The 26,797-nt window shown below is 51.8% G+C and carries 18 protein-coding genes and 1 tRNA gene; 10 read left to right on the forward strand and 9 right to left on the reverse strand.

All coding sequences use genetic code 11. The features are described from left to right. The coding region (locus B5E66_RS13235; RefSeq protein WP_206393054.1) for a hypothetical protein at positions 1-230 on the forward strand (230 nt) is incomplete at its 5' end. On the opposite strand, the gene tig is transcribed toward B5E66_RS13235, so the two are convergent. Then, on the reverse strand, positions 211-1,512 hold the full coding sequence (tig, locus tag B5E66_RS08875) for a trigger factor (RefSeq protein WP_087231700.1): 1,302 nt from the start codon (positions 1,510-1,512) through the stop codon (positions 211-213). The two genes, B5E66_RS13235 and tig, sit on opposite strands and share 20 nt — an antisense overlap. Positions 1,513-1,678: 166 nt before the next feature. Here tig and sdaAB point away from each other — a divergent pair, with 166 nt between their 5' ends. From sdaAB to B5E66_RS08890, 3 genes are all read left to right on the forward strand, one after another. After that, positions 1,679-2,344: an L-serine ammonia-lyase, iron-sulfur-dependent subunit beta gene (gene sdaAB / locus B5E66_RS08880; protein ID WP_087231703.1), complete on the forward strand. Its 666-nt coding sequence runs from the start codon at positions 1,679-1,681 to the stop codon at positions 2,342-2,344. A 21-nt stretch (positions 2,345-2,365) separates the two neighbouring features. Next, positions 2,366-3,250, forward strand: coding sequence for an L-serine ammonia-lyase, iron-sulfur-dependent, subunit alpha (gene sdaAA, locus B5E66_RS08885; RefSeq protein ID WP_206393059.1), 885 nt, complete (start codon positions 2,366-2,368; stop codon positions 3,248-3,250). Positions 3,251-3,352: 102 nt separating this feature from the next. Beyond that, positions 3,353-3,429 (forward strand) — tRNA-Arg (locus B5E66_RS08890). Between the two features lie 153 nt (positions 3,430-3,582). Here the strand turns inward: B5E66_RS08890 and B5E66_RS08895 are convergent. The 5 genes from B5E66_RS08895 to B5E66_RS08915 all read right to left on the reverse strand — a co-directional run bounded on the left by B5E66_RS08895 (position 3,583) and on the right by B5E66_RS08915 (position 8,904). Beyond that, positions 3,583-4,983 carry a site-specific integrase gene (locus B5E66_RS08895; RefSeq protein ID WP_087231706.1) on the reverse strand — a complete coding sequence of 467 codons (1,401 nt, stop codon included), beginning with the start codon at positions 4,981-4,983 and terminating at the stop codon, positions 3,583-3,585. 14 nt (positions 4,984-4,997) lie between these two features. Next, complete coding sequence (locus tag B5E66_RS08900) at positions 4,998-5,291, reverse strand: helix-turn-helix domain-containing protein (protein ID WP_242958143.1); 294 nt, start codon at positions 5,289-5,291, stop codon at positions 4,998-5,000. Positions 5,292-5,611: 320 nt separating this feature from the next. After that, positions 5,612-6,940 carry a DNA primase family protein gene (locus tag B5E66_RS08905; RefSeq protein WP_242958144.1) on the reverse strand — a complete coding sequence of 443 codons (1,329 nt, stop codon included), beginning with the start codon at positions 6,938-6,940 and terminating at the stop codon, positions 5,612-5,614. Then, positions 6,921-8,501 carry a relaxase/mobilization nuclease domain-containing protein gene (locus tag B5E66_RS08910; RefSeq protein WP_087231709.1) on the reverse strand — a complete coding sequence of 527 codons (1,581 nt, stop codon included), beginning with the start codon at positions 8,499-8,501 and terminating at the stop codon, positions 6,921-6,923. Before B5E66_RS08910 ends, B5E66_RS08905 begins: the two co-directional genes overlap by 20 nt. Further along, entirely contained in the window at positions 8,449-8,904 is a 456-nt protein-coding gene (locus tag B5E66_RS08915; RefSeq protein WP_087231711.1) for a plasmid mobilization protein, read from the reverse strand. The genes B5E66_RS08910 and B5E66_RS08915 overlap by 53 nt, the downstream gene beginning before the upstream one ends. 895 nt (positions 8,905-9,799) lie before the next feature. Here B5E66_RS08915 and B5E66_RS12885 point away from each other — a divergent pair. The 4 genes from B5E66_RS12885 (at position 9,800) to B5E66_RS08935 (ending at position 16,191) form a co-directional block, all read left to right on the forward strand. Next, positions 9,800-10,819 carry a hypothetical protein gene (locus tag B5E66_RS12885; protein ID WP_158098351.1) on the forward strand — a complete coding sequence of 340 codons (1,020 nt, stop codon included), beginning with the start codon at positions 9,800-9,802 and terminating at the stop codon, positions 10,817-10,819. 64 nt (positions 10,820-10,883) lie between these two features. Continuing rightward, positions 10,884-13,682: a DNA methyltransferase gene (locus tag B5E66_RS08925; RefSeq protein ID WP_446718510.1), complete on the forward strand. Its 2,799-nt coding sequence runs from the start codon at positions 10,884-10,886 to the stop codon at positions 13,680-13,682. A gap of 26 nt (positions 13,683-13,708) precedes the next feature. After that, the gene (locus tag B5E66_RS08930) at positions 13,709-14,731 is read left to right on the forward strand and encodes a hypothetical protein (RefSeq protein WP_143406965.1); all 1,023 of its coding nucleotides are present in this window, start codon (positions 13,709-13,711) and stop codon (positions 14,729-14,731) included. Between the two features lie 11 nt (positions 14,732-14,742). Then, complete coding sequence (locus B5E66_RS08935; protein WP_087231723.1) at positions 14,743-16,191, forward strand: ATP-binding protein; 1,449 nt, start codon at positions 14,743-14,745, stop codon at positions 16,189-16,191. A gap of 300 nt (positions 16,192-16,491) precedes the next feature. Here B5E66_RS08935 and B5E66_RS08940 read toward each other — a convergent pair whose 3' ends face one another. Together B5E66_RS08940 and B5E66_RS08945 are read right to left on the reverse strand one after the other, a co-directional pair. Beyond that, the gene (locus B5E66_RS08940) at positions 16,492-17,646 is read right to left on the reverse strand and encodes a hypothetical protein (protein ID WP_087231726.1); all 1,155 of its coding nucleotides are present in this window, start codon (positions 17,644-17,646) and stop codon (positions 16,492-16,494) included. A gap of 2 nt (positions 17,647-17,648) precedes the next feature. Beyond that, positions 17,649-23,006 carry a hypothetical protein gene (locus tag B5E66_RS08945; RefSeq protein ID WP_087231729.1) on the reverse strand — a complete coding sequence of 1,786 codons (5,358 nt, stop codon included), beginning with the start codon at positions 23,004-23,006 and terminating at the stop codon, positions 17,649-17,651. Positions 23,007-24,268: 1,262 nt separating this feature from the next. Between B5E66_RS08945 and B5E66_RS13520 the strand changes: the two genes are divergently transcribed. Both B5E66_RS13520 and B5E66_RS08955 read left to right on the forward strand, forming a co-directional pair. After that, positions 24,269-24,394, forward strand: a complete 126-nt coding sequence (locus tag B5E66_RS13520; RefSeq protein WP_255396638.1) for a hypothetical protein — start codon at positions 24,269-24,271, stop codon at positions 24,392-24,394. A 47-nt stretch (positions 24,395-24,441) separates the two neighbouring features. Next, on the forward strand, positions 24,442-25,185 hold the full coding sequence (locus B5E66_RS08955) for a hypothetical protein (protein WP_087231736.1): 744 nt from the start codon (positions 24,442-24,444) through the stop codon (positions 25,183-25,185). 50 nt (positions 25,186-25,235) lie between these two features. On the opposite strand, the gene B5E66_RS08960 is transcribed toward B5E66_RS08955, so the two are convergent. Beyond that, complete coding sequence (locus B5E66_RS08960; RefSeq protein WP_087231740.1) at positions 25,236-26,426, reverse strand: IS256 family transposase; 1,191 nt, start codon at positions 26,424-26,426, stop codon at positions 25,236-25,238. Positions 26,427-26,797 lie beyond the last annotated feature (371 nt).

The raw sequence follows: 26,797 nt of genomic DNA on the forward strand, positions 1-26,797 counted from the left end.
GACCCAAAACAGGTTCAAAGGAAGGTCCTTTCCTTTGTGTGCCTATCATAACATACCCCCCCCCGGTGTCAAGACCCAATTTCAAAATTTCCCATTTTTTCTTTATTTTCTTTAGTTCGCATCCACTAACTTTGGGGGAGGGGATCTGGAGGCAAACGAAAAAGCACCTGCCGGAGCAGGTGCTTTCTGGTTTGGTTTTGCGGCAGGGCTTTATGCCTGCACTTCTTTGACGGTGGAGCGCTCGATCACCCAATCGGCGGCCCGGCGGATGGACTCGTTGCGGCGCAGCGCCCGCAGGTCCGTCTTTTCCTTGACCTCCTCCAGGGTCTTTTTGGCCATCTCGGCCCGCTTGGACAGCTGCTGGTCCAGCTCGGCGTCGGTGGGCACCAGCCCTTCGGTCCCGGCGATCTGGAGCAGGGCCATCCGGGCGCGGGTATTCCGCTCTGCCACCTTGCGGACGGTGGCCTTGAACTCATCCCGGGTCTGGTGGATCTGGCCCAGGTATTTGTCCATGCTCAGACGCTGCATTTGCAGCTGCTGCTGGACGCTCTGCATCTCAACATGGTAGGCATTCTCCACCAGGATCTCGGGCAGATCGCCCTTGGCGGCGTCGGCCAGCTGCATCAGGATCTGGTTGCGGGCATGGTTGATGGCGGTGGTGCGCTTGCGGGCGGCCAGCTGGTCATGCACCTGGGCCCGGTACTCCTCCATGGTGTCCACCTTCCCTGCCTTCTTGGCAAAGTCGCTGTTCAACGCGGGCAGCTGGCGGATGCACACGTCGATGATCTTCACCTTAAAGGTCGCATCCTTGCCCGCCAGGTCTTTGGCATGGTAGGCGGCGGGGAAGGTGACATTCAGATCGAACTCATCCCCTGCCTGGTGGCCGAGGATGCCCTCCTCAAAGCCGGGGATCATACGGCCGCGGCCCAGCTCGATGGCCTGCTTGGTGGCGCTGCCCCCGGGGAAAGGCTCCCCGTTCACATAGCCGGTGTAGTCCATGTGGACGATGTTGCCCTTGACGGCGGGGCCCTTGTGGGGCACCAGCTCGGCAAAGCCGGCCCGGCGGCGCTCGATCACCCGGTCCACTTCCTTGTCGGTGGTGGCGGGGATGGTGCAGGTCACCTCAAAGCCGGTGGTCTTTTCCAGCTGGAACGCAGGCTGCAGGGGCACCGTGGCGGTGGCGACAAAGCCATCCTCCTTTTTGACGCTGACCAGGTCGTAGCTGGGCTCGTCCACCGGCTGCAGATCGTTTTCGGCCAGGGCCTTTTCGTACAGGGCGGGGACGTCCCGGTCCATCAGGTCGTTGATGGCGTCATACCAAAAGACATGTTCGCCCCGGTCCGCCTCGATCTGGGCCCGGTCAGCCTGTCCTTTGGCGAAACCCTTGATCGTAAAGGTATCCCGAGTGCGCTGATAAACAGCCTCGGCGGCCTCCTCCAGCTCGGCGGCTGAGGCGCTGAAGGTCATTTTGCAGACGTTCTTTTCAGGCGTTTCTACATTTACCAATTTCATAGTCGATGTTACCCTCCGTGCGGCCCCCTGCGGGCGCGATATAGTCAATTTGAAATTATTATAGCACAGATAGGGCAAAAGCGGTATAATAAAATTGTAATTTTCTGCGCATACCCCCATGGTAGGCGCGCCAAAACCACCCAAAAGAAAGGCAAGGACAGCATCTATGCGCCTGTTTGACGTATTGGGGCCGGTGATGATCGGCCCTTCTTCCAGCCATACCGCGGGGGCGGCCCGCATCGGCCGCACCGCCCGCCAGCTTTTGGGCGAAGCGCCCCTGCAGGCCGACATCGGCCTGTACGGCAGCTTTGCCACCACCGGCCGGGGCCACGGCACCGACCGCGCCATTGTGGCCGGGCTGCTGGGCATGAAGCCCGACGACCCCCGTCTGCCCGACAGTTTTGCCCTGGCCCAGAAGGCAGGGCTGCACTTTTCCATCCATCCGGTGGAGCTGCGCTCGGCCCACCCCAACACGGCAGTCCTGACCTTGCAGGGCGCGCACCGGCGTCTGAACCTGACCGCAGCCTCGGTAGGGGGCGGCCGCATCCGGATCACCTCCATCGACGGGGTCAACGCCGACTTCGGCGGGGACGCCAATACCCTGATCATCCACAATGAGGACACCCCCGGCTGCATCGCCGAGGTGACCCAGGCTCTGGCCCGGCGGCGGATCAATATCGCCTCCATGCAGGTGTTCCGTTCCTCCCCCGGCGGGGAGGCCGTGATGGTGCTGGAATGCGACAGCCACATCCCTGCCGGCATCCAGCCCCAGCTGGCCGCTGTGCCCGGCATCCGAAAAGTCACCTGCCTGAATGTGGATGAGGACGTATAAAAAGAAAGAGAGGAAACCCCCATGTCCTTTTTATCCTGTGCCGAGATGCTGACCTACGCCCATGAGCACAGCTGCACCCTGGCCCAGGCGGTGCTGCGCAGCGACCTGGCCGAAAGCCGTCTGACCGAGGAGGCCAGCCGGGCCCAAATGCGCCGTCTTTGGCAGGTGATGCAGCAGACCAGCCGGGACTACGACCCCAGCCGCCGCAGCCGCAGCGGTCTTGTGGGGGGCGACGCAGCCAAGGTGGAGCAGGCTGCCGCCCAGGGCCGGCTGCTGGGCGGGGCGTATCTGTCCGCCGTTACCGCCGAGGCCCTCAAAACCGCCGAGTGCAACGCCTGCATGAAGCGGATCGTAGCCGCCCCCACGGCGGGCAGCTGCGGGGTCCTGCCTGCGGTGCTGCTGCCCATGGCCCAGGAGGGTCAGGCCAGCGACGAAGCGATCTGCGATGCGCTGTATGTGGCCGCAGGCTTCGGGCAGGTGATCGCGGCCCGTGCCACCCTGGCCGGCGCGGAGGGAGGCTGTCAGGCCGAAGTGGGCGCCGCCAGCGCCATGGCGGCCGCCGCCCTCTGCTATCTGAAAGGCGGCACCGCTGCCGCCTGCGCCGCAGCCGCAGCCATGGCTCTTGGCAATCTGCTGGGGCTTGTCTGTGACCCGGTGGCGGGCCTGGTGGAAGTCCCCTGTGTCAAGCGGAATGTCGTGGGCGCCGTGAACGCCGTAGCCTGCGCCAATATGGCTCTGGCCGGCATCGACAGCTCCATCCCCTGCGACGAAGTGATCGACGCCATGGGCCGTGTGGGCCGCCAGCTCTCCCCCGACCTGCGCGAGACCGGCGCCGGCGGCCTGGCCGCCACCCCCACCGGCCGCGCCATTGCCCGCCGCCTGGCGGCGGAAGCCGGGGGCGTATAAGGCCCCGCAGCGCGGCCATAAGATCCCGAAAAGTTTTTTCAAAAAGCCCTTGACAAAACCCCGCCTTGATGGTAGAATATGTCCTGTTCCGAGTGAACACATGCGTTGGTAGCTCAGCTGGATAGAGTGACTGACTACGAATCAGTAGGCCGGGGGTTCGAGTCCCTTCCATCGCACCAAAATCCCACGAAGAATCGTAAGATTCTCCGTGGGTTTTTTGTTTTTCAAGGTGCTTGCACATTTTTGCACATCAGCTGCACATCTGCGGGATGAGCAGTGTATTCTGTGCATCCTCTGCACGGCGTGGTCTGCGCCGCACAAAAAGAAAATTTTTAGGCGAACAATAACCGGACAAGCTCCCGGCGTTCGTCTGGATTCATCTGCCGGACGGCTTCAAGGATCACAGGACCTGTGATGTTTGTTGGCTCCGGCTTTTTGCTTTCCTCCGGTCCGCTGGGGGCGGAACTGGATATGTCCTGTTTGTAGAAGTTGGCCTCGATCTTCTCTGCCAGCTCAATCCGGGGCTTGTCCTGGGTGTGGGCGTAGGTGTCCATCAGGGTCGACGCCGTGGCGTGCCCGGTGTTCCCCTGGACCGACTTGAAGTCGCCGCCGGACTGGAGCAGCTGATAGGTTGCGCTGGAATGACGCAGCCCATGAAAGACAATCTTCTCAAATTCAGGATGTTCACCCCGCCACTGACGATACCACTTGGTCAGTACATCCGGGGCGATGGGCAGGCCGTCCGGTAACCGGAACAACTGCCCACAGTTAGTGTACTTTTCTGGGGCGGATTGCTCGTCCTGCTTCAGCTTCTCAAGCCAGGCCAGAAGTTCTTCCTTTAAAGGCTTCGTCATATACAGGACGCGATTGGATTTCTGGGTCTTGGCTCGTTTCAGGATCAGCGAGGACTTGCTCCCTTCCCTGCGGTCGGGAAAGATGTGGTAGATCTGGGCCGGGTCGATCTTGGCCAGAGCGTCCTTGTAGGCGCGCTGCATGGTTTTGCTGATGGTGATGGTCCCCCGGCCATCGGCGGCCTCAAAGTCCAGATCTTCCGGCTGTAAGCCGAGGATTTCTCCCTCCCGAAGGGAGAGGATCAGACTCAGATGGACTGCCAGATGAAGCGCCGGGTTTTGGATCGACTGCAAAGCTGCCAGCATGGTTTGCTCGTCCCAGATAGTCCGCTCCTCGGTGTTGATTTTCGGGGCTTCCCGGGGCAAGGGGGATTTGCGGATCAGATCCCATTCGACCGCATAGGAGAAGGCGGTTTTCAGGAGGGTGTGAACCTCGCGGATGGACGTGCTGGATAGCAGCCGTTTCTTTTGGGCGGGGGTCAGCTCCTGTTTTTCGCCGTGGATATACTGGCCGCAAGGGGTCTGGCTCAGGGTGGCGTAGAACTGCTCGATGTCAAAGGTGCGGAGGTCTTGAATCTTCCGCTGGCCGATATACGGCGCGATCAGGTTCTGCACCATCGCGGTGGTTTGGGTGTAGGTCTTGGGAGACCACTTGTGCTTGCTGGACTGAATCGGAATCCATTTTTCCAGCAGTTCCTGAACTGTCATGGAATCGGGGATCAGGAAGGTGCCATCCTGCAATTCCTTTTCAATCGTGATCTTTCGCTCGGCGGCCTCCTTCTTGGTCTTGAAGGACTCCCAGCCTTCATGTTTTTTGCCCCGGTGGTCAATATAGGTGTATCGGACGGAATAAGCGCTTCCGCGCTTCATAATGGATGCCATGGCTGAACCCTTTCTCAGAGGGCGGCAAACCAGGCATCGAAGCTCTGCCGGTTTACACGGATGCTGGTGCCGATGCGAACCACCCGGAAGTCCTTGGTGGTATTGCAAAGGTTGTAGGCAGCACGAGGAGAGATGGCCAGGAGTTGGGCAATCTCATCCACCCGGTAAACGAGAGGCTTGAGCGTGGCTGCGCGCGGTCTGTTTTCAGGTTCCACGGCAGGGTTTGGAGACACTTCCATTGTAGCGGATGCTGGATTGGATTGCAAGGTTTCACAGGCAAAATTTACGGTGTTCTGATTTGTTTTCAAGCGCACGCTCCTTTTCCCTATCTTGACCGGCAAACCATCCCAGGTGGATGATTTTCAATCCGGCCAGATTGATGTAACAGCCGAAGCTGACAGTTCAGCTCCGGCCCTGTTGCCTGTGAAATTTTTTGTGCGGGAACTCAAAAATACGCGCCCGATCCGCCCTTCCGCCCGGATACGCCCGGAACCGCCCGCCTGGGCGGATCACCGGGCGGCAAAGCGGGCGGATGTGATTTTAAAAAACAACGATATTACAATGAAAATAAAGCATTTCCAGGTGAGCGGGCGCGTAGGGCGGGAAATTTTCACTTCCTGCTCTTTTTTTATGAGCGGGCACAATCCGGGCGGACACATACGCCCTTATAGCCCCGGTACTCGCCCCCGATGTGCTTCGAGAAGGTAAGGTTGTACTTGCCGGCACTCTTGAAAAGAAACTGGCTGAACCGCTTCTGAGAGACGGGCGTCTCCAGATTTTCCATGCACCACTTGGAGTAGGCATAGAACAGGTGGGTAGACCTGGCAGCTGCATCTTCGGCAAAGCGAAGATACTTGTCCGAGGCCATGAACTGATCCAGATTGTTCCCGTCGGCCATCACGGCTTCCAGATTCTTTCGAGTCCGTTCGCTGAGGGTAAAGCGGTACTGGTTGGCCAGAAGCCGTTTGAGACCCTCCAGCATCCAGAGAAAAATCCCCGGCAGCTCGGCAGCCATCTTGTCAATCAAAAAAGGATCGTCCACCCGGTTGGGGTCACGATCCTTTACCGAAATCAAAATTTGCCGTCGCCAGAAGCCGTCGCTGCTGTCATTGACGGCGATCAGATTGCCGTTGCCGAAGCAGAGCAGCCGGACATAGAGCCGGCCCTGGGTGGCCTGTTTTCCTTTCCGTTCGATGCAGGTCTTGTCCTCGGCGGTGACGATGGACTTCACGTTCCGGGTGTCGGGCAGAGCCGTCATCTGGAGATCATCGTCCACCATCACCAGTTTGTGTTCCAGGTTGGCGCTGGCGAAGCGGTTGGTTTCCAGCCGATGGATTGATTCCATGTGAACGGAATCGCCCATCAGCTTTTTGACCACCAGTCCGATGCGGGATTTGCCTTCGCCGCCCCGTCCGGTGAGGATCATCATTTTCTGCGCCTTGGTGGAAGGAATGAGAAGATATCCCAGATACTCCTGTAGGGTTGGGATGTCCTCTGGTACCAGCAAGCCATTCAGAAAGCCCAGCCAGGTTTCCGGGGCCGGGGCGTCCGGCTGGTACTCCACCGGGAAGCGATTGAGGCAGAGTTCCTTTTCGGGAACAAAGCCCCTCTCATCCAGGTAGTAGGTCCCATTTTTCAAATGAATCCGGTCCAGCTGGGTTTCCCATTCTTCCCGGTAGCACTCCATCTTGATGGCATCCACAATTCGCTTGGTCTTTTTGGCGGTGTCATTGCGGGCAGCCGGCCGGATCTCCTGGTGGATTTCGTGGCGTAGCCGCTCCTCGTTGACCTCACCGTCCACATCAAATAATTTTTGGTCCAGGCACATCAGTGGACGCTTCTGCAGAAAATAGGCGCAGAATGCAGACTCCACGATTTTGCCCTTGCTGTCAATCCAAAGTTGGTCCTCTTCCTGCTCATCCATTTCGTCGCGGACATCATCGTCTGTCCAGGTCATGCAGTCCTCCTTGTTCTGCTTCCTGTTGTCGATCTTCCCGGTGGAGGGTCGACAACAGATTTTGCTGTGCGGTGCTTAGTTCCATCCATGCCTTTTTTGCTTCACGGTACGCCTCATAGAACTGAGCTTTTTCCGAGATCAGATGTTCACGTTCGGTTTCCAGTTGTTTCAGGCTGGGCAGTTTGGTGATCTTTTGGGCCTTAAAATAGGCGGCTGCCGCCTGGTAAGCTGTCAGTTCGGCGCGGTGCTGTTCCCGAAAGATTTCCGGGTTCTTTGCGGTCTTGACCTGCTGGGCAAACTTCTTGTTCTGAACGTAGGCCAGAGCATGGCGGCTCAATTCCCGGTTGGCTTTGATGCGGTTTTCCAGGTCCTTCACCACCTTGTGGGCTTCGTCATACTTTTCTGCCAGTTCCTTGACGCGGGCGTCCAGTTCTTCCTCGCTGTTCAAGTTGTACCGGGTGAAAAGCGCCATGGATTTTGCCAGCTGTTTGAGATTGAAAATCTTGGCCCAGTGCTCGTAGCCAGCGCCCTTACCTGCGGCCAGCTTGGCCTGAATGTCAATCAGGCGGCTGATGCGGTCGGGGTGAGGATCAGAGCTGTAGAGCCTGGCGGTTTTCTTTCGCTCGGCGTTTTCACCGAGAACAGCCAGAACTTTCTCTTTGGAAAAATCATCGCCCAGCTTGCGAGAGGAGATGGGTTTGGTCCGGCCGGCGGTGAGGTAACTGAACCGGCCGCGGCTTTCACGAACCGTGATGCCATGCTCCTGTAAAAGCTGAGCGGAAAATTCCTCGAGACTGACGGCCTTGGTCAGAACAGAACGAATTTGCCGGCGAAGGACCGCTTTCTCGGTTTCATATTTGGTTTGCCGGATGGACTGACCGGAAGCGGCTGCCTTCTGGTTGGCGTGGTCGAGTCGGCGCTGGCCGCGCCGCTGCGCCCAGTATTCCTTTTCGGTAATCCGTTCACCAGTGCCGTTTAGCAGGTCGATTTGGTAGAGTCCGGCCTCCTGGCAAAGCTCCATGGTCTCAACCCGAAGGTGCCGGAGCATCGCGGCAGTGCAGCGATGCTTCATGCCCTCCTGCCAGTCGCAGGGCTTTTCCATATAGGGCTGCCTCGGGATGGTCCGTATTCGGACACTGCCGATGACAATGTGAACGTGGATATTACCAGCTCCGTTGTGCCCATCGGGGTGAGAGCAGACAATGGCAGGATGACCTGGAAAGTTTTCCTTGCAGAATTGCAGGCCAAGGGCCTGGGCCTTTTCCAGGGTCAATCCGTTGTCCGCAGCGTCCCGCGGGTCGAAGCTGATGATATATTGGTGGGTTTTCACATCGTCAGGAGAGAAGTTCTTTCCGTACTTCCGGTTTGCCAGCAGGCAGGCCATGGCAAAGGATTGCCCACCGCATTCCAGGGTGTCCAGTAAGTACTCCTCCCGCAGCTTGGGATGGCCGTTCTCATCCAGAAGGGGGAGACCGGTGTACTCGTTGTGCTGAAAGGTCAGATAGTGTTCAGGTGCCGTAAGATCGGAGTTCTTCGAGCTTGTATGCTTGATGGTTGCCATACAGTTCTCCCATCTTTTTCTCGGCGTTCAGCCGAAAGAGTGTGAGCGCAGACAATTCGGTCAAAAGCTGTGCCCGAATTTCTTCTGAATCTTTGCCGCCGCTGTTGAAGTGGCGGGCAAGCTGGTTCAGATTGCTGCCGATCCTGCCACATTGTCCCAGCAGGTCAGAGAGAAGTTTCAGTGCATCTTCTCCGCCGCCGGCGACAACAATGGTTTGCTTGATGGGTTTGGTGCGTAAGCAGCGGCGAAGCAGGGTGGACATATTGACGTGAAGAATTTCACACATGATTTCCAGTTCCCGCTTTTCTTCTGGGGTGACTCTAAACTTGATGAGCTGCGTTTTCCTCGGCGATCCGCTGTGCTGGGGGGTGTGGCTAGTCGAACGAGTGTTGGTCTTGGTCATTGTACCTCCTTGCTGTTTGACTAGCTCCTCTTTGGAGCTATGTATGGCGCGGCGCAGCCGAAGAACGCGCAGAGCGCGAAATGAGCAGGGTTTGGGGAAGGCACTCCCCAACAAGTACGACCGGAGCGTGCGGCATCAATTTCAATTTGTGAAATTGTGGCCACGGGTCGATACTTGCTTTCCGCTTTTTCCGTAAGTTTTGAAAATCCAAATGAAAAAACAAAATCGGGTTTGAAAGCCGGGAGTGCAAATGTGAATCGAGATGTCTCCTGCTTGTGTGGTCGCCGTTCTCCCCGGATCAAGTTCCTGCCCCTGTTTTGCAGCGGCGTTGCAGGGTTGTACACAGGTGGGTAACGTTTCGTTACACACTTTTCAGCGCGGGTCCTGCGGTATCCAATCCGGACGGCTGATGAAGTTGTCAAGGTGCGTATAAAGAATTGCAAACCGGTTGCCCGGCTGCAAGACTCTCGAAAAGAAAAAGGCTCCACAGCACCAAAAGATTTTGTCGTGGGTGAATGGCGGCAAAACAGTTCGGTGAAGCTGCGGAGCGGATAAACAAAGCAATGTGATAGCTTTCATTGGGTAAAGCGGCTTTGTTGGGGAACAGGGTACCACGGGAAAATGCAAATGTCAACGATATGTCGAACGATTTAGAAAAGCTCACAAGAATCAATCCGGTGGGTTGGGCATAACAGAAAAATTTCTCAGGCGAAAAAATGTGTATTTTGTCGAAGAAAAAATCGAAGAACAGGGGAGTGGTATAGCCGAGCAGTATAAGGCGGATAAGAAGTTCTTGCTTTCTGACAAGTTGTGCAATACAATAAAAATGATATGTTGACTTGTTTTAAGGGCAGCTAGGAAGTCGAATAATTGTTAACCAGATGAGGTAATAGATATGTCCTGCATCTACTATGGCGACCGACCAGGATTGACATACAATAAACGTGAGCATGTAATTCCTGCCTCTTTGGGATGTACGACAATGCTTCCCAGAGGGTGGGTATCCGATCAGGCGAACGAGTTCTTTTCTCGGATGGAAGATGACCTGATGCACCGATCAGTGATATCGATAAATCGAAATTTCTTTGGACCTGGGCAACGCGGCTCGCTTTCGGAGAAAAAAGCAGCACAAAGTGATGTGAGTGTTGCTCAGGATGAAAAAGGCAATAAAGCGCTCTCCTATATGTCGCTGGGGAAACCATATAGTATAGATTGTTTTTGCAGGGCGTCTAAGAAATATCACATTCATTGTATCTCTCATGAATCAGCAGAAAAATTTATCGAAGAACTGAAAAACTTCGATGAAAATACAAAGTTTGTTGAGATCAGTTCAGCATTACTGTCTGATGAGGAAGTCCTTGTAGGTTTTCACAACCGTAAATATTATATTGCACATAGCCCTGGTTTAAAAAATAAATTTGATATTCGAGGTGAAATCCAAGGGTTTCTTAAGCATGTTGCAGGATTGGATTTTTCAAAAGCAAACATTATCCAAAGCCCGGTCAAGATGGAGTTTCAGATGAAGGAAATTCCTGCCAATGCCAGGGTGTGCACTAAAATATTGCTGAATGCAGCGGCATATCTTTACGGCTGGGACTTTGTGATGCAATCCGAGTTTGCTGATGTGAAAGAGTGGATTTTGGAGGGCAAACACGAGGATTTCTTTTCCAATGGACCGTCTTTTAATCCCGATGTCGTAATTAACAAAATTGTGCCGCCAGATTCGCATTGGTGTGAGTTTGCAATGGCTGGGCGTAGATTCGTAGGGGTGGTCTGTTTCTACAGATCATGGGGGAGGGTGGTTCCTCTTGCAGAATTTCATGAAAGGCCCATTCCAGATATAAATGCATTCATCTGTGATTGGAGAAATAAAAAGGATTATAAATTTATAGATTATTTGGAAAAACTGCATTAAAACGGTCGTGTGATAAAATGATAGTTACATCTGAATAGGAGAAGAAATAATGCCTGACAAGAAGATGACTGCGCAGCGGGTCGCTGCAAAGAAATTTGCGGAATACTGGCAAGGCAAAGGATATGAAAAAGGGCAGAGCCAGCCGTTTTGGCTCTCATTGCTGCGAGACGTGTATGGAGTGGAACACCCGGAGGAGTTTATCTCCTTTGAGGATCAGGTTCATCTTGACCATACTAGCTTCATCGACGGCAGCATCCCCGCCACTCATGTTCTGATTGAGCAGAAGAGTTTGGATAAGGACCTGGATGCGCCCATCCTGCAGTCCAGTGGAGTTAAGCTCACACCGTTTCAGCAGGCTAAACGATATTCCGCAGAGCTGTCCTATTCAGAACGGCCGCGCTGGATTGTCACCTGTAATTTTGCACAGTTCCGGGTGTACGACATGGAACACCCCAACAGTGAACCTGCGGTGATTTACCTGAAAGATCTGGAGGAGGACTATTACCGCCTGCAGTTCCTGGTGGATACAGAAAATACCGAGATCAAAAAGGAAGAGCGGGTTTCCTTCAAGGCTGGCGAACTGGTTGGAATTCTCTATGACAAAATACTGGAGCAGTATAAGGACCCGTCCAATCCAGAAAGTCTCCGTAGTCTGAATATGCTCTGTGTCCGGCTGGTCTTTTGCCTGTATGCCGAGGATGCCGGAATCTTCGGCGAACACGGAAAATTTCACGATTATCTCAAGCATATTGCTGAGCACAATATTTCGGATGTGCGCCGCGGGTTGATTGATCTGTTTCGCGTGCTGGATACAAAATCAGAGGATCGGGACCCCTATATGGAAGAGGAACTGGCGTCGTTCCCCTATGTGAACGGCGGATTGTTTGCCGATGAAAACATTGAGATCCCGCGTTTCACAGAGGAAATCGTTCAGATCCTGCTGAGCAAGGCCAGTGAGGACTTCAACTGGCGAGACATCAGTCCCACCATCTTCGGCGCAGTGTTCGAGAGCACCCTGAACCCGGAAACCCGCCGGTCGGGCGGTATGCACTATACTTCCATCGAGAATATCCATAAGGTCATCGACCCCTTGTTCCTGCGGCAGCTGCGGGTTGAACTGAATGAAATCGAAGAGATCGCTGTGACCAATCAGCGCCGTAACCGGCTGGAAACCTTCCAGAAAAAGCTGGCTTCTCTGGTCTTTTTTGATCCGGCCTGCGGCTCTGGCAACTTCCTGACTGAGACCTATCTTTGCTTGCGCCGGCTGGAAAATGAAGTGATCGAGCACCTGATCGCTTTGGAAAAAGGCAACACCCAGGGGCAGATCATGCTGGCCGGTGCCCGGCACATTGACATCATGGTCAGCATTGGCCAATTCTACGGCATTGAGATCAACGATTTCGCCGTGTCCGTGGCCAAGACGGCGCTCTGGATCGCGGAAAGTCAGATGCTGGAGGAAACCGAGAAGATTCTGACCCAGCACCTGGAGTTTCTGCCCCTGACCACCAATGCCTTTATCCATGAGGGCAACGCCCTGCGAATGGACTGGAAGGAGATCGTCCCGGTCCAGAGGCTCAGCTACATCATGGGCAACCCGCCGTTTGTGGGAGCACGTATGATGAACGCCGAGCAGAAAAAGGATTTGAACGACGTTTTTCCCGGCTGGAAAAATGCCGGAAACCTGGATTATGTATCGTGCTGGTATAAAAAATCAGCTGATCTAATGAAGGGGACAGAGATACGTACTGGATTGGTTTCTACCAACTCCGTAACACAGGGAGAATCGGTTGCCAATCTCTGGAAACCGCTTTTCTCTAATGGAGTACACATTGATTTTGCTCACCGTACTTTCCGCTGGGACAGCGAGGCAAGCTCCAAAGCTCATGTGCATTGTGTGATTGTTGGATTCAGCTGCGCTCCTAACAGCACACCAAAAGTAATCTACACAGACGGTCAGCCGCAAGTTGTAAAAAACATCAACGGGTATCTGTTAGATGCTGACAATGTATTTGTGGAAAGTAGGAGTAAACCACTTTGCAATGTACCACCTATGAGCTTGGGAAATCAACCTATTGATGGCGGCTTTTATTCATTTACTAAAGAAGAAAAAGATGCGTTTGTCGCAAGAGAACCGGAAGCAGAAAAATATTTTCGACTTTGGATGGGCTCTAAGGAATTTATCAACCGAATCCCACGGTATTTCCTCTATTTGCGTGAGTGCAGTCCGGCAGAACTTCGCAAACTTCCTGAATGTTGCAAGCGGATTGAGGCAGTAAGGCAATTTCGATTATCGAGTAAAAGAGCGGTAACGAGACAGTTAGCTGAAACGCCAAGAGAATTTGCTTTCACCAACATATCGGAAGGAACATACATCGTTGTTCCAGAGGTTTCTTCTGAACGCAGAAAATACATTCCTATGGGCTTTCTAACGCCACAAATATTATGTAGTAACCTCGTAAAAATTGTTCCTAACGCAACATTATATCATTTTGGGGTTTTGACATCAAACATTCATAATGCATGGATGCGGGCAGTTTGTGGGCGACTAAAAAGTGATTATCGCTATTCCAGCGGAATTGTCTATAACAACTTCCCCTGGCCCAACCCCACCGAGGAACAAAAAGCCAAAATTGAGCGGACGGCCCAGGCCATTCTGGATGCGCGAGCACTGTACCCGGACAGCAGCCTGGCGGACCTTTACGACGAACTGACTATGCCGCCCGAGCTGCGCAAGGCCCACCAGAACAATGACCGCGCTGTCATGCAGGCCTATGGGATGCCGGTGCGGGGGACAACCGAGTCGTCCTGTGTGGCTATGCTGATGGAGATATATCAGAAGTTGGTAGAACAGGAAAAAGCATAATATTGTGTAATAAAGTGGAGAATAAAATGGATCAACAGAGACCTCAACTGACAGATGAAAGCCGAAAGAAAGCTGGAATCTCACAGATGAAAGTATTCTATCAAAATCAATATCTCTTTTGGCGTGTTGCGGTAGTAAAATCCATTCGAAAAATTTTGAAGACAAGCGACTCGTTTTATGAGGATTTGGAAGATGAGCTTTGTTTCGATCAGTCCCAGCTTTCTCCAGAAGAGCGAACGGATATAGTACATAATCAGATTAAAAATGGCTGGCTGTTTGAAGCAGTTGCACAAGCGGAACAATCGATTGAAGATTTGTTTTCTCTCCTAAAAAATGCAAAAGATCCGGCATTCTTTGCAAAAGATGTTATAACATATAAAGTAGGGACAATATCCAGCTTTATACGAGAGTTTGAAACATATGATCTTCAAACTGTTCTGGATGCATTTGATTTACCGTATTTCCCACTAGACGAGCCATGGGAAAATGCAGAGGTTTTTGAGCGTTATCGCAAATCAGTTTTGATGATACAAGCTTATGTAAAAGATTTGGCCACATTTCATCAGAAGTACTATTTGGATTACTGCCAGTACAAGCATGGAATGGCAGTTTCCCTATGTCCGTTTGGAAATAATAAAAAGGGGGAATTTCAAGAAGAGAAAAAGGCTCACTGGGGCGATGGGGCATTGATGACTTTTGATAATTATGAAATCTCCAAACGTATGAATAAAACAAATAACCTGCCTCAACTTTGTCTCTACGTGACTGAAAGTACACAGCCTTATTTGAGTCAATTACATGATGAAAATAACTTGCTTCATTTTTCTATGCACGCTGTTGACATTGATGAGGTGGTTAAAATTACGGAAGAGGCCTTTACACTGCTGAATGTTCTTTGGGCCAACTTGCTAAATAAAAATGAATATACAGAAGCAGACGTATTTCGTGAAGTGGCTTTCCCGGTGGAAGATTATAGAAGATATTATACAATAGTTTTTCCAATGAAAAAAGATGATGACGCCATGGAAAACAATCATAATATAAAATAAGGTGGATAAAATTGGCGAATTTCCAGAAATTAATAAATGAGCTGCGAAAGTACCCCAATGAAACGCAGTGGATCGAATTTAAGCATAATAATTATACTCCTAATATGATTGGCCAGGACATCAGTGCATTGGCAAATAGCGCGGCGCTGTACGAGAAAACCTGCGCATACATGCTCTGGGGAGTTGACGATACAACACATGAGATCGTTGGCACTGAATATAATCTCCAAACACTGAAAAAAGGAAATCAGGAACTTGAAAACTGGCTGCGGTCGCTTTTGTCAAGAAATGCTGACTTTGAGTTCCATTCGGTTCCAATGGATGATAAGATAGTTGGATTGCTCATAATATATAGAGCAACTAATCAAACCGTGACGTTTGAGAAAGTTGACTATGTTAGAGTTGGGAGTTACACAAAAAGGTTGAATGACTACCCGGTTTTGCAAGCACAGGTATGGGACAGAATACGAAATTCCAAATTTGAAGAACGCTATGCCAGATCGGATTTGGAATTGAGTGAAGCACTCCGACTGCTTGATTATGGGATTTATTTTGATATTACAGGCATTCCTCAACCAGTAGAAGCAGATAAAATCGCCCACTATATGCTGGAGGAAATGATTTTAGTCCGGCAAGACGATGGATTGTATTCCATTACAAATCTTGGAGCTATTTTGTTTGCCAAGCGTTTTTCAGATTTTCCTCGGATTTCTCGCAAAGCAATCCGAGTGGTTCAATACAGTGGAAATAATCGCTTGAACATGCTCAAAGAGGATATTGGTGGAAAAGGCTATGTGGTGGGCTTTGAAGGATTGATGAAATATCTCCAGGCGTTGATTCCCACAGAAGAAGTTATTAGTGGGGCAATTCGTGAACAAAAAACGGCATATCCTATTTTAGCCATTCGTGAAGCTGTAGCAAACGCGCTTATACATCAGGATTTTTCAATTACTGGAACGGGACCAGTTGTTGAGGTTTTCCAAAACCGAATTGAAATCACAAATCCTGGTACGCCTTTGGTAGAGGTAGCACGCATTATTGATAATCCGCCACGTTCCCGAAATGAGAAGCTGGCGGCGCTGATGCGCCGCCTGAGGATGTGCGAAGAACTTGGAACTGGGTGGGATAAGATCACCATATCCTGTGAATTGCAGCAACTTCCGGCACCAAGAATTCAGCTGTTTGAAGACAGTACCAGGGTGACGCTGTATTCTGAAATGCCTTTTTCCAGCATATCACCAGAGGACAAAATTTGGGCTTGTTATCTTCATGCATGTATCCTTCAGGTGCAAGGGGAACAACTAACCAATGCATCTCTTCGTGAACGTTTTGGACTTAAAAGCTCCTCCGCTGGTAGCATTTCAAGATTGATCAAAGAGGCAGTTAATCAGAATTGGATCAAACCGCTTGATCCCACAACTGCTCCTCGCTATATGAAGTATGTGCCGTTCTGGGCGTAATCTAACTTGCCGGTAACTTGCTGGGGATAGCACAAAGATGCCATGGATCGACAAATAATGGTGTAAAAACGCCAATTTCTTGGGAATTTGGCGCGGCGGACAAGAGGTTTTAATTTGCTGGTAACTTGCTGGCCTAATTTGACATGGGCAGATGATAGAGTTGGAGATTATCTTTTGGGAAGTGAAAACATAAGCTCTTTTGGGTAAAAATAGAGTAAAACGGCCGCTCATCATGTAAATGTGCATGGTGAGCGACCGTTTTGCCTAAAAGATATAAGAGTTTATACAGAGCTTCAGCTTTTAGATTGCCGCATTGTCCAGTAAAACGGAAATCTCATTGGGAGTACAACAATTCATATGTGCGAGCTTGTTGCGACAACTGTGCAGAAAATGGATTCTTTGACGATCTGCGTCTTCGGGAATGTACAGCATACGAGTGCCTGTGGCCGTTTTATAGTTCATCATATAACACAGCGTGCCCAGCTCGACCTCAGCAGGGTCGTGCAGAACGGTGCCAAACTGCTTGACGCTGTACTGTTCGAGGGACTCATGGATGGCGTCCCAGCTTTTTTCGACAAAATTTCTTCGTTCCAGCTCGATGACGGGGAACAGTACTTGAATTTGAGCGGTCCAGACGCGGCGCAGCAGTTCGTCGGGGCGGCCGTTTCTCAGGTACCACAAGGGATGCCTGGAATTCTGCTCCATACCGCGCTTGTCTAGCTCGCCGCTGTCAACCACATGCTGCAGTCCCTCCAGGATGGTCTCGGTATGAAAATCAGTGTGAAGAAGCAGCTGCTCTGATACTTCTGCATCGGTCTCGCACAATGCAGCAGCTGTGACGGCGATATACCGCTTCCATATATTGGTGTACTGCTGTTCCTCGTCCAGAAAAAAACTGTTGAAGAGTTGGACATCGTATAAACTTACAAACTGGTGAAAGTCAATATAGGTAAAATGCTTGGCTTCGGGAGGAGTGAAATCTCCGTGGTATTCCAGTAGAAACAGACCCGTTTCTGTGGCCCGGGGAGTAAATTCCCGGCAGAACTGAAACCACTTTCTGGCAGTTTCCCCATCAAGACCTTTGATCCAGATGATCCGATTGCGCAGAACCTTCCAGTCAGAAAGATAGCTCTGGATGGTTTTTCGCGCCTTGGCTCTGTATCCTGCCCTCACAGAGGGAGAGGCATACCGCTGGAGAAGAAATTGCCCGGGGTCTGCAGTGTCCAGCCCATCGTCCACGGCGTCGATGGACTCGATGATAACATCGCGCACATCGGTGCGCTCGTTAAACGTCATTTGAATCTCGCTGCGCATCGAATGCCTCCAGGGAAGATCCGAGGGAACCTTCAATGCCACCATTTTGTTCTCCATTAAGGACATGGCCACCTGCTGCACAACCGTATGGGGCCCGGTGATGCTGTCCCACCAGAAGGCATCCCATGATGTATGCTCCATCTTTATACCTCCGTGTTATTGCTGACAATGTCGGCTTCCAAAACGTCCAGAGATTCTCCGATAATATCGATGAAGGAACTGCGGCGGAGCCGGTATTTGTCCGTGGTTTCGGTGGGTTTGCTGAGAATGCCCATTTCAACCATTTCATCCATTAGGACTGTATATTCCTGCGGGCTCATATGGGCCAGGCAGTGGATTTCATAGATATCGGCCACCTCCATCACTTCCTCAACAGAAAAGCCCTGCCAATTGCCCGCCGTGCAGTCATCCTCGTGCAAATGATAGAGAACTGTGATGCACCGTGCAATCATGAAGTACCTGGGGTCCAGCTCCAGAGACCAGCGGAATTTATCCTTGATGCTCTTGTTCAGGTCTGCGGAATTCATGACAGCTCCCAGCTGCTCATCCTGGAGGGTAAAGGGGGGATTTCCGTTTGTCGCATGGTAGTATTTGGAATATTGGCCGGTCAGCGTCTCTACGAGGATGTAGCCAAAAAACTGAAGGATACCGGGGTAGTAATTTGTGTTGGTCAGAATGGTTTCCAAGTGAGGATACTGGTCGATCTGAAAGCCCAAGTACCGCAGGGGTCTGGAGAGCAGCTGCATGGCATCGATGGGGGACAGGGGCGTGATGCACAAGGGGGTTCCCAGCTGGCCGAAGATGCCGTTGGCACGGGTGGCATTTTTGGCGCGGCAAACATTGTGAAGACCGGCGATGACAAATTTGAAGTTGTTTTTCGTTTCCCGCTTCAGGTCCACCAGAGGCTGGAGCTGCTGATACGAATCCTGGGCAATCGCGCCAAGAAAATCATCCACTTCGTCAATCAGAAGGTGCATGGATTTGATCTTGCCGGACTGGAACAGAGCGCTGAGCTGAATGCACATCTCCCGGATAGTCTGGCATGGGGTCAGCGCAATAAAGTCTTTCGTCTTCCGGTTGATGTCGTAAATTAAAGTATCGACTACGTCGGCTTCAGCGCTTTTCCAGCGGATGGTGGAATAGATGGCAAAAGCATGATCCTGCGGCTTGGAGCAGCAGCTTTCTGCCCGCTCCAGCAGAGCAGTTTTGCCCAGCTGGCGGCCTCCGTAGACAACGCATGCACCGTTGGGGTCAATGATAGTGTTCAGTTCCCGGGTTCGGCCGCAAAACATTTCATCTGCGGTAGAGCCTCCATCTCGCAGGAAGGGCTGGTAGGTGGTATAAGGCAGTGTACACTGCAGCAGGGCGGGCAGACGCTCAGTTTCCTGATATCTCGCCAGATAAAGAAAAAGAACTTGATCCACCAGCAAGAAGGAATTCCGCCCTGTTTTCTGGGTGTGGAAGATTTCTCCAATATACCGGCGCTGGGCGGTATCAATGGGTAGGTCAATAAAGACCAGGGAGAGGCTCCCCAGATTCAGAGAAGTAACGGTGTCCACCAGCTGACGCTCTGTATAATTTCCATACAGGAAAATGACATGAAGCGGTGACTTCATTTCGGTGCCAAAAGCGGCGATGGGGTGCAGATAATCTGCCAGCCCTTTGGCGGTGGGTTGGACGGTGACCTCCCAGATCTCCTCTTTTTTCCCTGTTTCTGCAGTGGCATTCATAGCCGTGATCCCGAGCCGGCACAGCAGCGCCTTTACCTGCTCGGGGGTGGCGGTATTTTTGCCAGTAGGCCAGCGAGAAATGAGGTCTTTGGTGTTTTCGCGGAGCCTGTTGGTCCATTCCTTGGGAAGTTGGGTCTCCAGATACCGCCAGCCAAATGTTTTCAGGGCCTTGCCTTTCCAGCGCTTGCATTCTTGAAACAGAGGGTTAAAGACATCAGGGCTGAGGAATTCTGCAAAGTAGTTGAAGTCAGGTGTGGCTGTGTAGTCCAGATCCCGCTGGCCGCTTTCATACCGGTTCAGGTACTCCTCAGTGACGGCAAAATTGTTCTCCTCTTCCAGCAGCTGTCTGGCCTTTTGAAGCAGAGGAGCGTCCGGATCGGCTTCCAGTTTGACCCGCAGGCGGTCGCTGAGCTCTTTTTTGCGGCCTTCTTCAAAACAGGAAAGCTGCTGCTTCAGGGCGCCCAGGAAGTTTCTCCAGCAGGCAAAATCTCCGATTTCATAGAAGTAGTCCTGGTATTGCTTCATCATGCCGGACAGGGTTTCCTTCTCGGTCTCGTTGATCCGGTAATAGGTGTACGCCAGCTCCAGCTCGTCGTTGAAATGTACGGTGTACAAATCGGCAGCTGCTGCCGCCTCCCTGATCTGTTCCTCGCAGACAGTGTACCGTTCGTCCTTGCTGTCCAGAAGCTGCCCCAGCATGACCAGCTGGCGCAGATTGTCCTTAAGGTCGGGCTGCTGGCCGGAAGTTTCGCCAAGGATTTCTGACATGAGTTTATCTGCCGGCTGCCTGGGGCAGACAATATGGCGGAGTGCATTGCGCCAGAGCTCGTAGTACTTGATGCAGCTGAGGGAAAGATTGAGTTCAGGTGTTCCGGCAGGACTCAGGGAAAAGACACCGGTATAAAGCAAATCAGAATACAGCTTTAGCTGGGTGAGGGTTCCGGACAGATATTCTCTCATGTACTGGATAGACCAAGCCAGAACGCTGGCTGCCCTGGCATTTTTCCAGGAGGAGTCAGCCCAGAGCTGGTCAATCAGATGGAGGATTTGATTGCGCTGCGTCCGGAGCTGCTCGATTTCTTTCTGGCCCTTCATTCGGCTGCGGATATGTTCGGCCCACTTGATCATAATATCCAGCCGCTGCTGATACTGCCGGAGAGCCAGATCCCGTGCATCGTATTCCAGTTTAAACCTGGTTTTGGAATTGGAAGAATTGATCTTGTCCCAAGCTTCATTCAAACGGTTTTCGATAGCCTCATTATGAAGGCTGTACCGATGGTCGTTCACGTCTACGCCGTAAAAGCTCAGCGCAAGATCGATCAGCTCCAGCGTGTCTTCGGGGGAATCATTGCTGGCAATGGATTCCATACACTGGTAGAGCTCGCTGCCAGGACCAAATTCTGTATTGTACAGAATAGGCAAAGCTTTCATCCTGGTTTTAGGCGGGTTGATGGTGAGGTTGGAGGCGGCGTCCCGGCGCAGGCCGTTTAAGAACCGCTCGCTTTCTGCTGCATCGCCAAGCAGAGAAATGACGGCAGGGGTAAAACCGCCGGCCCTGACGTGAAGTAATTGATTGAAAAGGGGCTTGAAAGCTTCCAGCCCCTCAAAAAGATCGCCTTTATTGAACCTGCTGAAATATTGCTCAGCCTGGCCTTTCAAGCCATAGTCATAAGCCATTGCCGGCGTCAACAGTGCATTCATGTAGGCTGCCAGTATGAAAGCAGGAATATCCTCCTGCTCGTTGGAGAATGCGGTGGAAAGGCACTCGGAGCTATAGGTGTCTTCCCCTAAAAGCAGCCGTGTGGCCAGAGATAGCTGGCGGGAAAGCCGACTGCTGACAGGGCAGTTATCAACCTGTGCAGCACCTTTGGCAAGCAGAGCTGCATTGACCATATCTGTAGAAAGAGTGGTGCGGTCGACAGGACCATCCAGGAGCTGGAAGATCACAGTGCAGAATTCCTGGTCGGTGGGGGTCCGCTGGAGAGCCAGAAGCCCCTCTGGAGTGAGCTGTTCCAGGCAAGGCTCCGGCGGGGTGCTGGGCAGACTGGGTTCAACATCCACCTGGGGCGCAGGTTCTTCCTGCGATAGAATAGGGGTATCGGTAGAAGCGGGCACGTAAGAGGTGGGAGTCGTGAGCGCTTCCCCGGAAGCGGCAGCAGCGGACTGTCCGGTTTCGGCCTCGGATAAAAAAGCGGCGCTGTTGTCAACAGAATCTAGGGGCTGGGGCTGCGGAGGCGCACTGCAGGAAGGATGGAGGGCGCAGACGGTGTCTGTGCCGATGACAAAAATCTGACGGCAGGTTTTGGAGAGGGAATCCATCTGATCTGCCAGAGCCTGGGGAACAAGTAGAACGTCAGCGCTGGATGCAACAGCATCCGAAAGGCTGGTGCAGAGGATGGCGATTTGCTGGATGCTGCCTTCAAAAACAAGCACTTGATACGAGGTGCCCTTCCATTTGATGGACTGGAGGAGAACATTATATGCGGCATTGGTCAAATGATCCTTCTGGATTACGAGGTAGTGTAGGAGGAGCTGGTTGTTTTTATAGAAGCAATCGGCTTGTTCCCGATTGACGCCTGCAGCCGCAGACAGGTTGATGTTGCCAATAGAAATGAAGAAGAGCTCTCTGGCCTGCCGAATGCGCTCCTTGTGCAGGCATTTGCAGGCATAATCTGACAGGCAGTAGAGCTCCTGGCCCTCTGCGTTCGCAAAACAAGCCAGATAGCCTTTGCTGGCCAACCCATCCACGGCGGCAAAAATGGCTTGCTTTTGATTGCTGTCAGGGTAGTCGAGACACACCGTGAACTGGGGGATCTGTTCTTTGGAGAGAACTCCCAGATTGGTAAACAGAGGGAGGATGATCCGGATCGCTCTGGCGCTTCTGGCCATCTTTTCAATTTCTTTTTTGAAGGAAGCGGCACTGGGGTTGCCGGTTTTGGCGTGATTTAAAACAGGGTAGCATATTCCATCCGCTTCGGCAGAGCCAGACAGTTCCTGTTCATTGCCGGAATCAGCGTTGTCTTGTGGCTCTGCGCCGGAGGAAAGGCTCAGGGCGGTAGGAACCTGGTCCGGCAAGATGCTATTCGCTGCCGGTTTAGCAGGATTCTGTGCTAGAACTTCTGTATCCGCGGCAATCGTTTGCGACTGAGAGGTAGAGGAGATGGTTTTCGGCACCTCCTGTGATGGAATATAATACTTCCCGCCGTTCAAACCCATTTGAATTTCCAGTTCGGGGAAGGCTTGCTGCACCTGTTTCATCAAGGCGATTCCATCAGGGGTATACAGGTCGTTGCAGGACATGGCCTTCAGGAAGGATTCCGGTGCCTTTGCCTGGGGCAAAAGTTCTTCCAGATTGTCCAGGGTCAGCTGGTCCAAAAGGGCAGATGCCGCCGTCTGGTAGGGAACCAGCGCTTTTGCAAACGCTTCAATCAGAGACTGGACGCGGATGAATTTCGCAAGAACAGTCTGGGTGCGTTCCAGCTGCGCTTTCATCAATCTGGATTGACTCTCAGCTACAGCGTTGGCCAGTTCAGGGACAGAAGTCCCGTTGGGAAGCAGTTTGTCGTCGGAAAGTGCGACCTTGGCAACCTGATAGATTTCCTGATACTGATTTTGAAGTTGTTCCACAGAGTGATTCAGTTGGCCGATAGTTTCAGTGGAGGGGACACGTCCTTCTTTTACAATCTCGAGAAGATTTACCAGATAGGTTTTAACTTGGTTGGATTGTGTATTAAATGCATCAATTAAACTTACAAGAGTGTTCCTTGACACGTTCTTTCTCCTTCCAGTTATGAAATATGCATAATGTCTTCTGAAGATAATGCAATAGGGATTTAAGATGAGTCTGTAGCCCAAAACAATGGATCTATTATTGCAAAATCGACCATATTTTACATTATTATACTTCCATTATAGGAATGATGCAAGAAGATTATCTGGATCGGGCAAAATGTTTTGATGACTTTAAATGGACGACAAGTGTAATGTGGTATCATTTGAAAATTGGATTTAATAAACTGGAAATTTGAAAAAATGGTGATGGAAAATATAGGCAATATTTTGTCTGGAAATTATCAAATAGCTGTCATTCATGGAAAGGTGCATCAAAGAAAAGAACAGTTATTATATTAGTCCCAAATCCTGCCGGGGAACCGATGTGGATGATGAAGTTTTGAATCATGAAAAAAATGAAACTGTACGCGGTGAAAGGTGCATAGAATTCGATGCTCGCAGAAACAGCTGAATTCCAATTTTTTCCAGCATCAAAAGGCGCTGCACATTTTTGCACATTTTTTGCACATCGGAGAACTGGAAAATAGATGCACACAGGTGCAGACAGTGCAGAGAATACAACGGAAAAGAAGTTCTAAAATAACGGCAAAACGTGAGAAATTGCGAATCGTCGTAAAATTCGGAATGGATAAAAATTGCTTCTGGGTTCCTACGAATCAGTAGGCCGGGGGTTCGAGTCCCTTCCATCGCACCAAAAATGCCGCAAGACCGAAAGGTTTTGCGGCTTTTTTGTTTGTCCGCAAGCGCTTGCACGGTTTCTGCACGGTCGGTGCACGGTCCAGGCTTTTGTGCCGGATCGCGCAGCGCGGTCGGGGTTCAGGGTGCGGGGGCAAAGCCGCCGGCATCGCCACCCAGGACGAGGTACAGGAGCTGGCCGGAGCGGCCGCGGCCTCCGGGATCCGCCTCACTGACCAAACGCCGGCGGGATGCACCGTCTACGCCGACCAGAGCCTGCTGCTGATCAACCTGATCGGCAACAGCATCAAATACGGCGTGCCCGGCGGACCGGCCTATAAGTATGCCGCGCATCCCGAGCAAAAAGGCCCAGTGAGCCATGAAAAAAGGAACACTAAAAAGCTACATCGCACCTGTAAATTTCGCCCATGGAACCTTGCAACCTGCCCCCCGGAACTGATACAATGGAATCGCTCACCCAAAACAATGCTGTCAAGTCTCCGAACTCTGACCCGACACAGCCTGAGCCGAAGGCTTGTGTCTACACGGTGGAGGAGGCGGCACAGATGCTGACCATCAGTCTGCGCTCTACCTACAACCTGTGCCATGCTGCCACCAGATCCCGCGACAGCAAGCAGGCACGCGATTCTTTACGATTTGTCCGTTTTCAAACAAAGCTCGCCGTAAGATAGCCGTAATGCAATAGAACAACTCCAACCGACGAAAAAGGGACATGGTTATGAAAAGGATCCAATCATTGCATCGATTCCAGAAGGCCGTTCTGGCTTTGACTGCCGCTATGATGCTGCTTTTTACTGCTGTCTACCTCATGGCTGCCTCCCGAAAGGGCTTTCTTTACCAAAACGCGCTTCTCATCCCGCAACAGGCAGACGGCCGTACGTTCTACATCGGGAAGATCCATGGAGAGCCGGCATGTTTTGCTGTTGAGGCAGATAAAACGGTGACATTTCAATACGGCGATCGGACCTACGGGCCCTACACTGTTCGGGAGAATCCGGCTGCCATCCCACAGAATAGCGAGATGCGCACACAGATGACCGGCGTAGAACTTTACTGCGGTGAAAAGCTTCTTTTTTATGGCGGCATAACAGATCTCAGCGGCCGTTTATTGCTTTATCATACAGATGGCAGTTTAGCAGATGCCGGCATTTCGGTAACCGTCAATGGCGGTGCGGAGAATATGATCACTATGGACGGCAGCGGGAATGGAATCGACCCTATGGAGCCTTCTGCTTACACCATCCTGGATTTGATGACCGGCCCCGAACTGACCCATAAAGGAGCCTGGCCTTTATGGGCCGGTGGGATATTGATCTGTGCGGCCACCATGGTTTCCGTTTTATTTGCAGACGAACTGTTCCGTTTCAATCTGGCCTTTCGTATCCGCGATGCAGACCGTGCGGAGCCATCCGAATGGGAAATAGCAGGCCGGTACATTTCCTGGGCGGTGCTGCCGGGGTAGTGTCAATAGTTTTTCGCAAATTGGTTTGCAATCTCTGGAAATAAATGAGGTCAGCTGGCAATAGAGGCGTCCTCCAGGGCAGCCTCCAAGTGCTTCATATTCATATACTTTTTGTTGCCCCATTGGGTTCCAACCACATGGCGCAGTCTGGCGCATACCAGCATGAGGGCAGAGTAGCCATCTGGGAAACTGCCCACCACTCGGGTACGGCGGCGAATCTCCCTATTCAGTCTCTCAATGACGTTGTTGGTGCGGATGCGAGTCCAATGCTCTGCTGGGAAATCGCAGTAGGTAAGCGTCTCTTCAATGCCATCCTCCACCTTCCTGGCAGCTTCTTTGAGCTTCATGGACCGCAGTTCTGCCACAACAGATTTGGCTTTTTCTCTGGCAGCTTTCTTGCTCTCCTGAGCATGGATTGCTTTAAGCATTTTAGCCACCAGCTTTACCTTGGACCGGGGCGTTACAGAAAACACATTGCGGTAAAAGTGAACCGTACACCGCTGGTACTTAGCTTCCGGGAACACTTCTCCCACAGCCTCCAGCATGCCCATGCATTTATCTCCGACAACCAGCCTGACCCCATCCAGACCACGGCTTCGAAGCCACTGGAAGAAACTGATCCAGCTAGCCTTGTCTTCTTTCATTCCCTCAGCAGCACCTAAAACCTCGCGGTATCCATCCTCGTTGACCGCAATCGCTACCAGAATCGCTACGTTTTCAAACTCTCCGCCCCAATTTCGGCGCAGGTAGATCCCATCCACATAGACATACGGATAATGTCCGCCCTGCAAAGGGCGATTGCGCCATTCCTCAATGTGGACGTACGCTTTCTTATTCAGCTCACTAATCGTGGCCGGAGATACTTTGCTTCCCCAAAGAGCTTCGGTGATGTCTTCGACTCGCCGAACAGAAACGCCTGCCAGATACATCTCGATGAGGGCTTCTTCCACGCTGCTCTCACGACGGCGATATCTCTCAATGATAGCTGTCTCAAAAGAGATTCCTTTGAGTTTAGGAACTCTGAGTGTGACATCTCCAGATGAAGTGGTAAGATTGCGGCTGTAGTGACCACTGCGGTAGCCTTGGCGCTGCTCATTTCGCTCGTACCGGGCTGCCTGGGTAAGCTTTTCAGCTTCGGCCTCCAGCAGTTCGTTGAGTGTTTCCTCTACGCTGCCTCGGACCAATTCTTTGATCTGCCCCTTGATTACTTCCTCATTTAGCTGTACAATTTTCTCGGACATGGTTTGCTGTCTCCTTTCAGAATGTGTGTCGCAACTTCATTCTACCAGAGACCTGCAAGCCATGTCTATTTTTATTCCTTTTTCTTTTTGCGAAACTTATTGTACCTTATCGCTGCCGGTTGTAGCTTTGGCTCTCTTTATCGGAGGGCTCCAGTGAATATACCTTCTCACAAAGCGTCCCTATCCACATAGAGCCGTGCAGGCACCGTAAAACAGAAAAACCCACGAGAAATCTTACGATTTCTCGTGAGTTTTTGGTGCGCTCGCGGGAACTCGAATCCCGGGCCCTCTGATTAAAAGCGCAACCCGTGCGTCAATCATCCACCTTGGATTTCTCGATTTATCGCAATTTAATGACGTATCAACGCACG

Source organism: Faecalibacterium sp. An121 (genome assembly GCF_002160915.1).
Classification (GTDB): domain Bacteria; phylum Bacillota; class Clostridia; order Oscillospirales; family Ruminococcaceae; genus Faecalibacterium; species Faecalibacterium avium.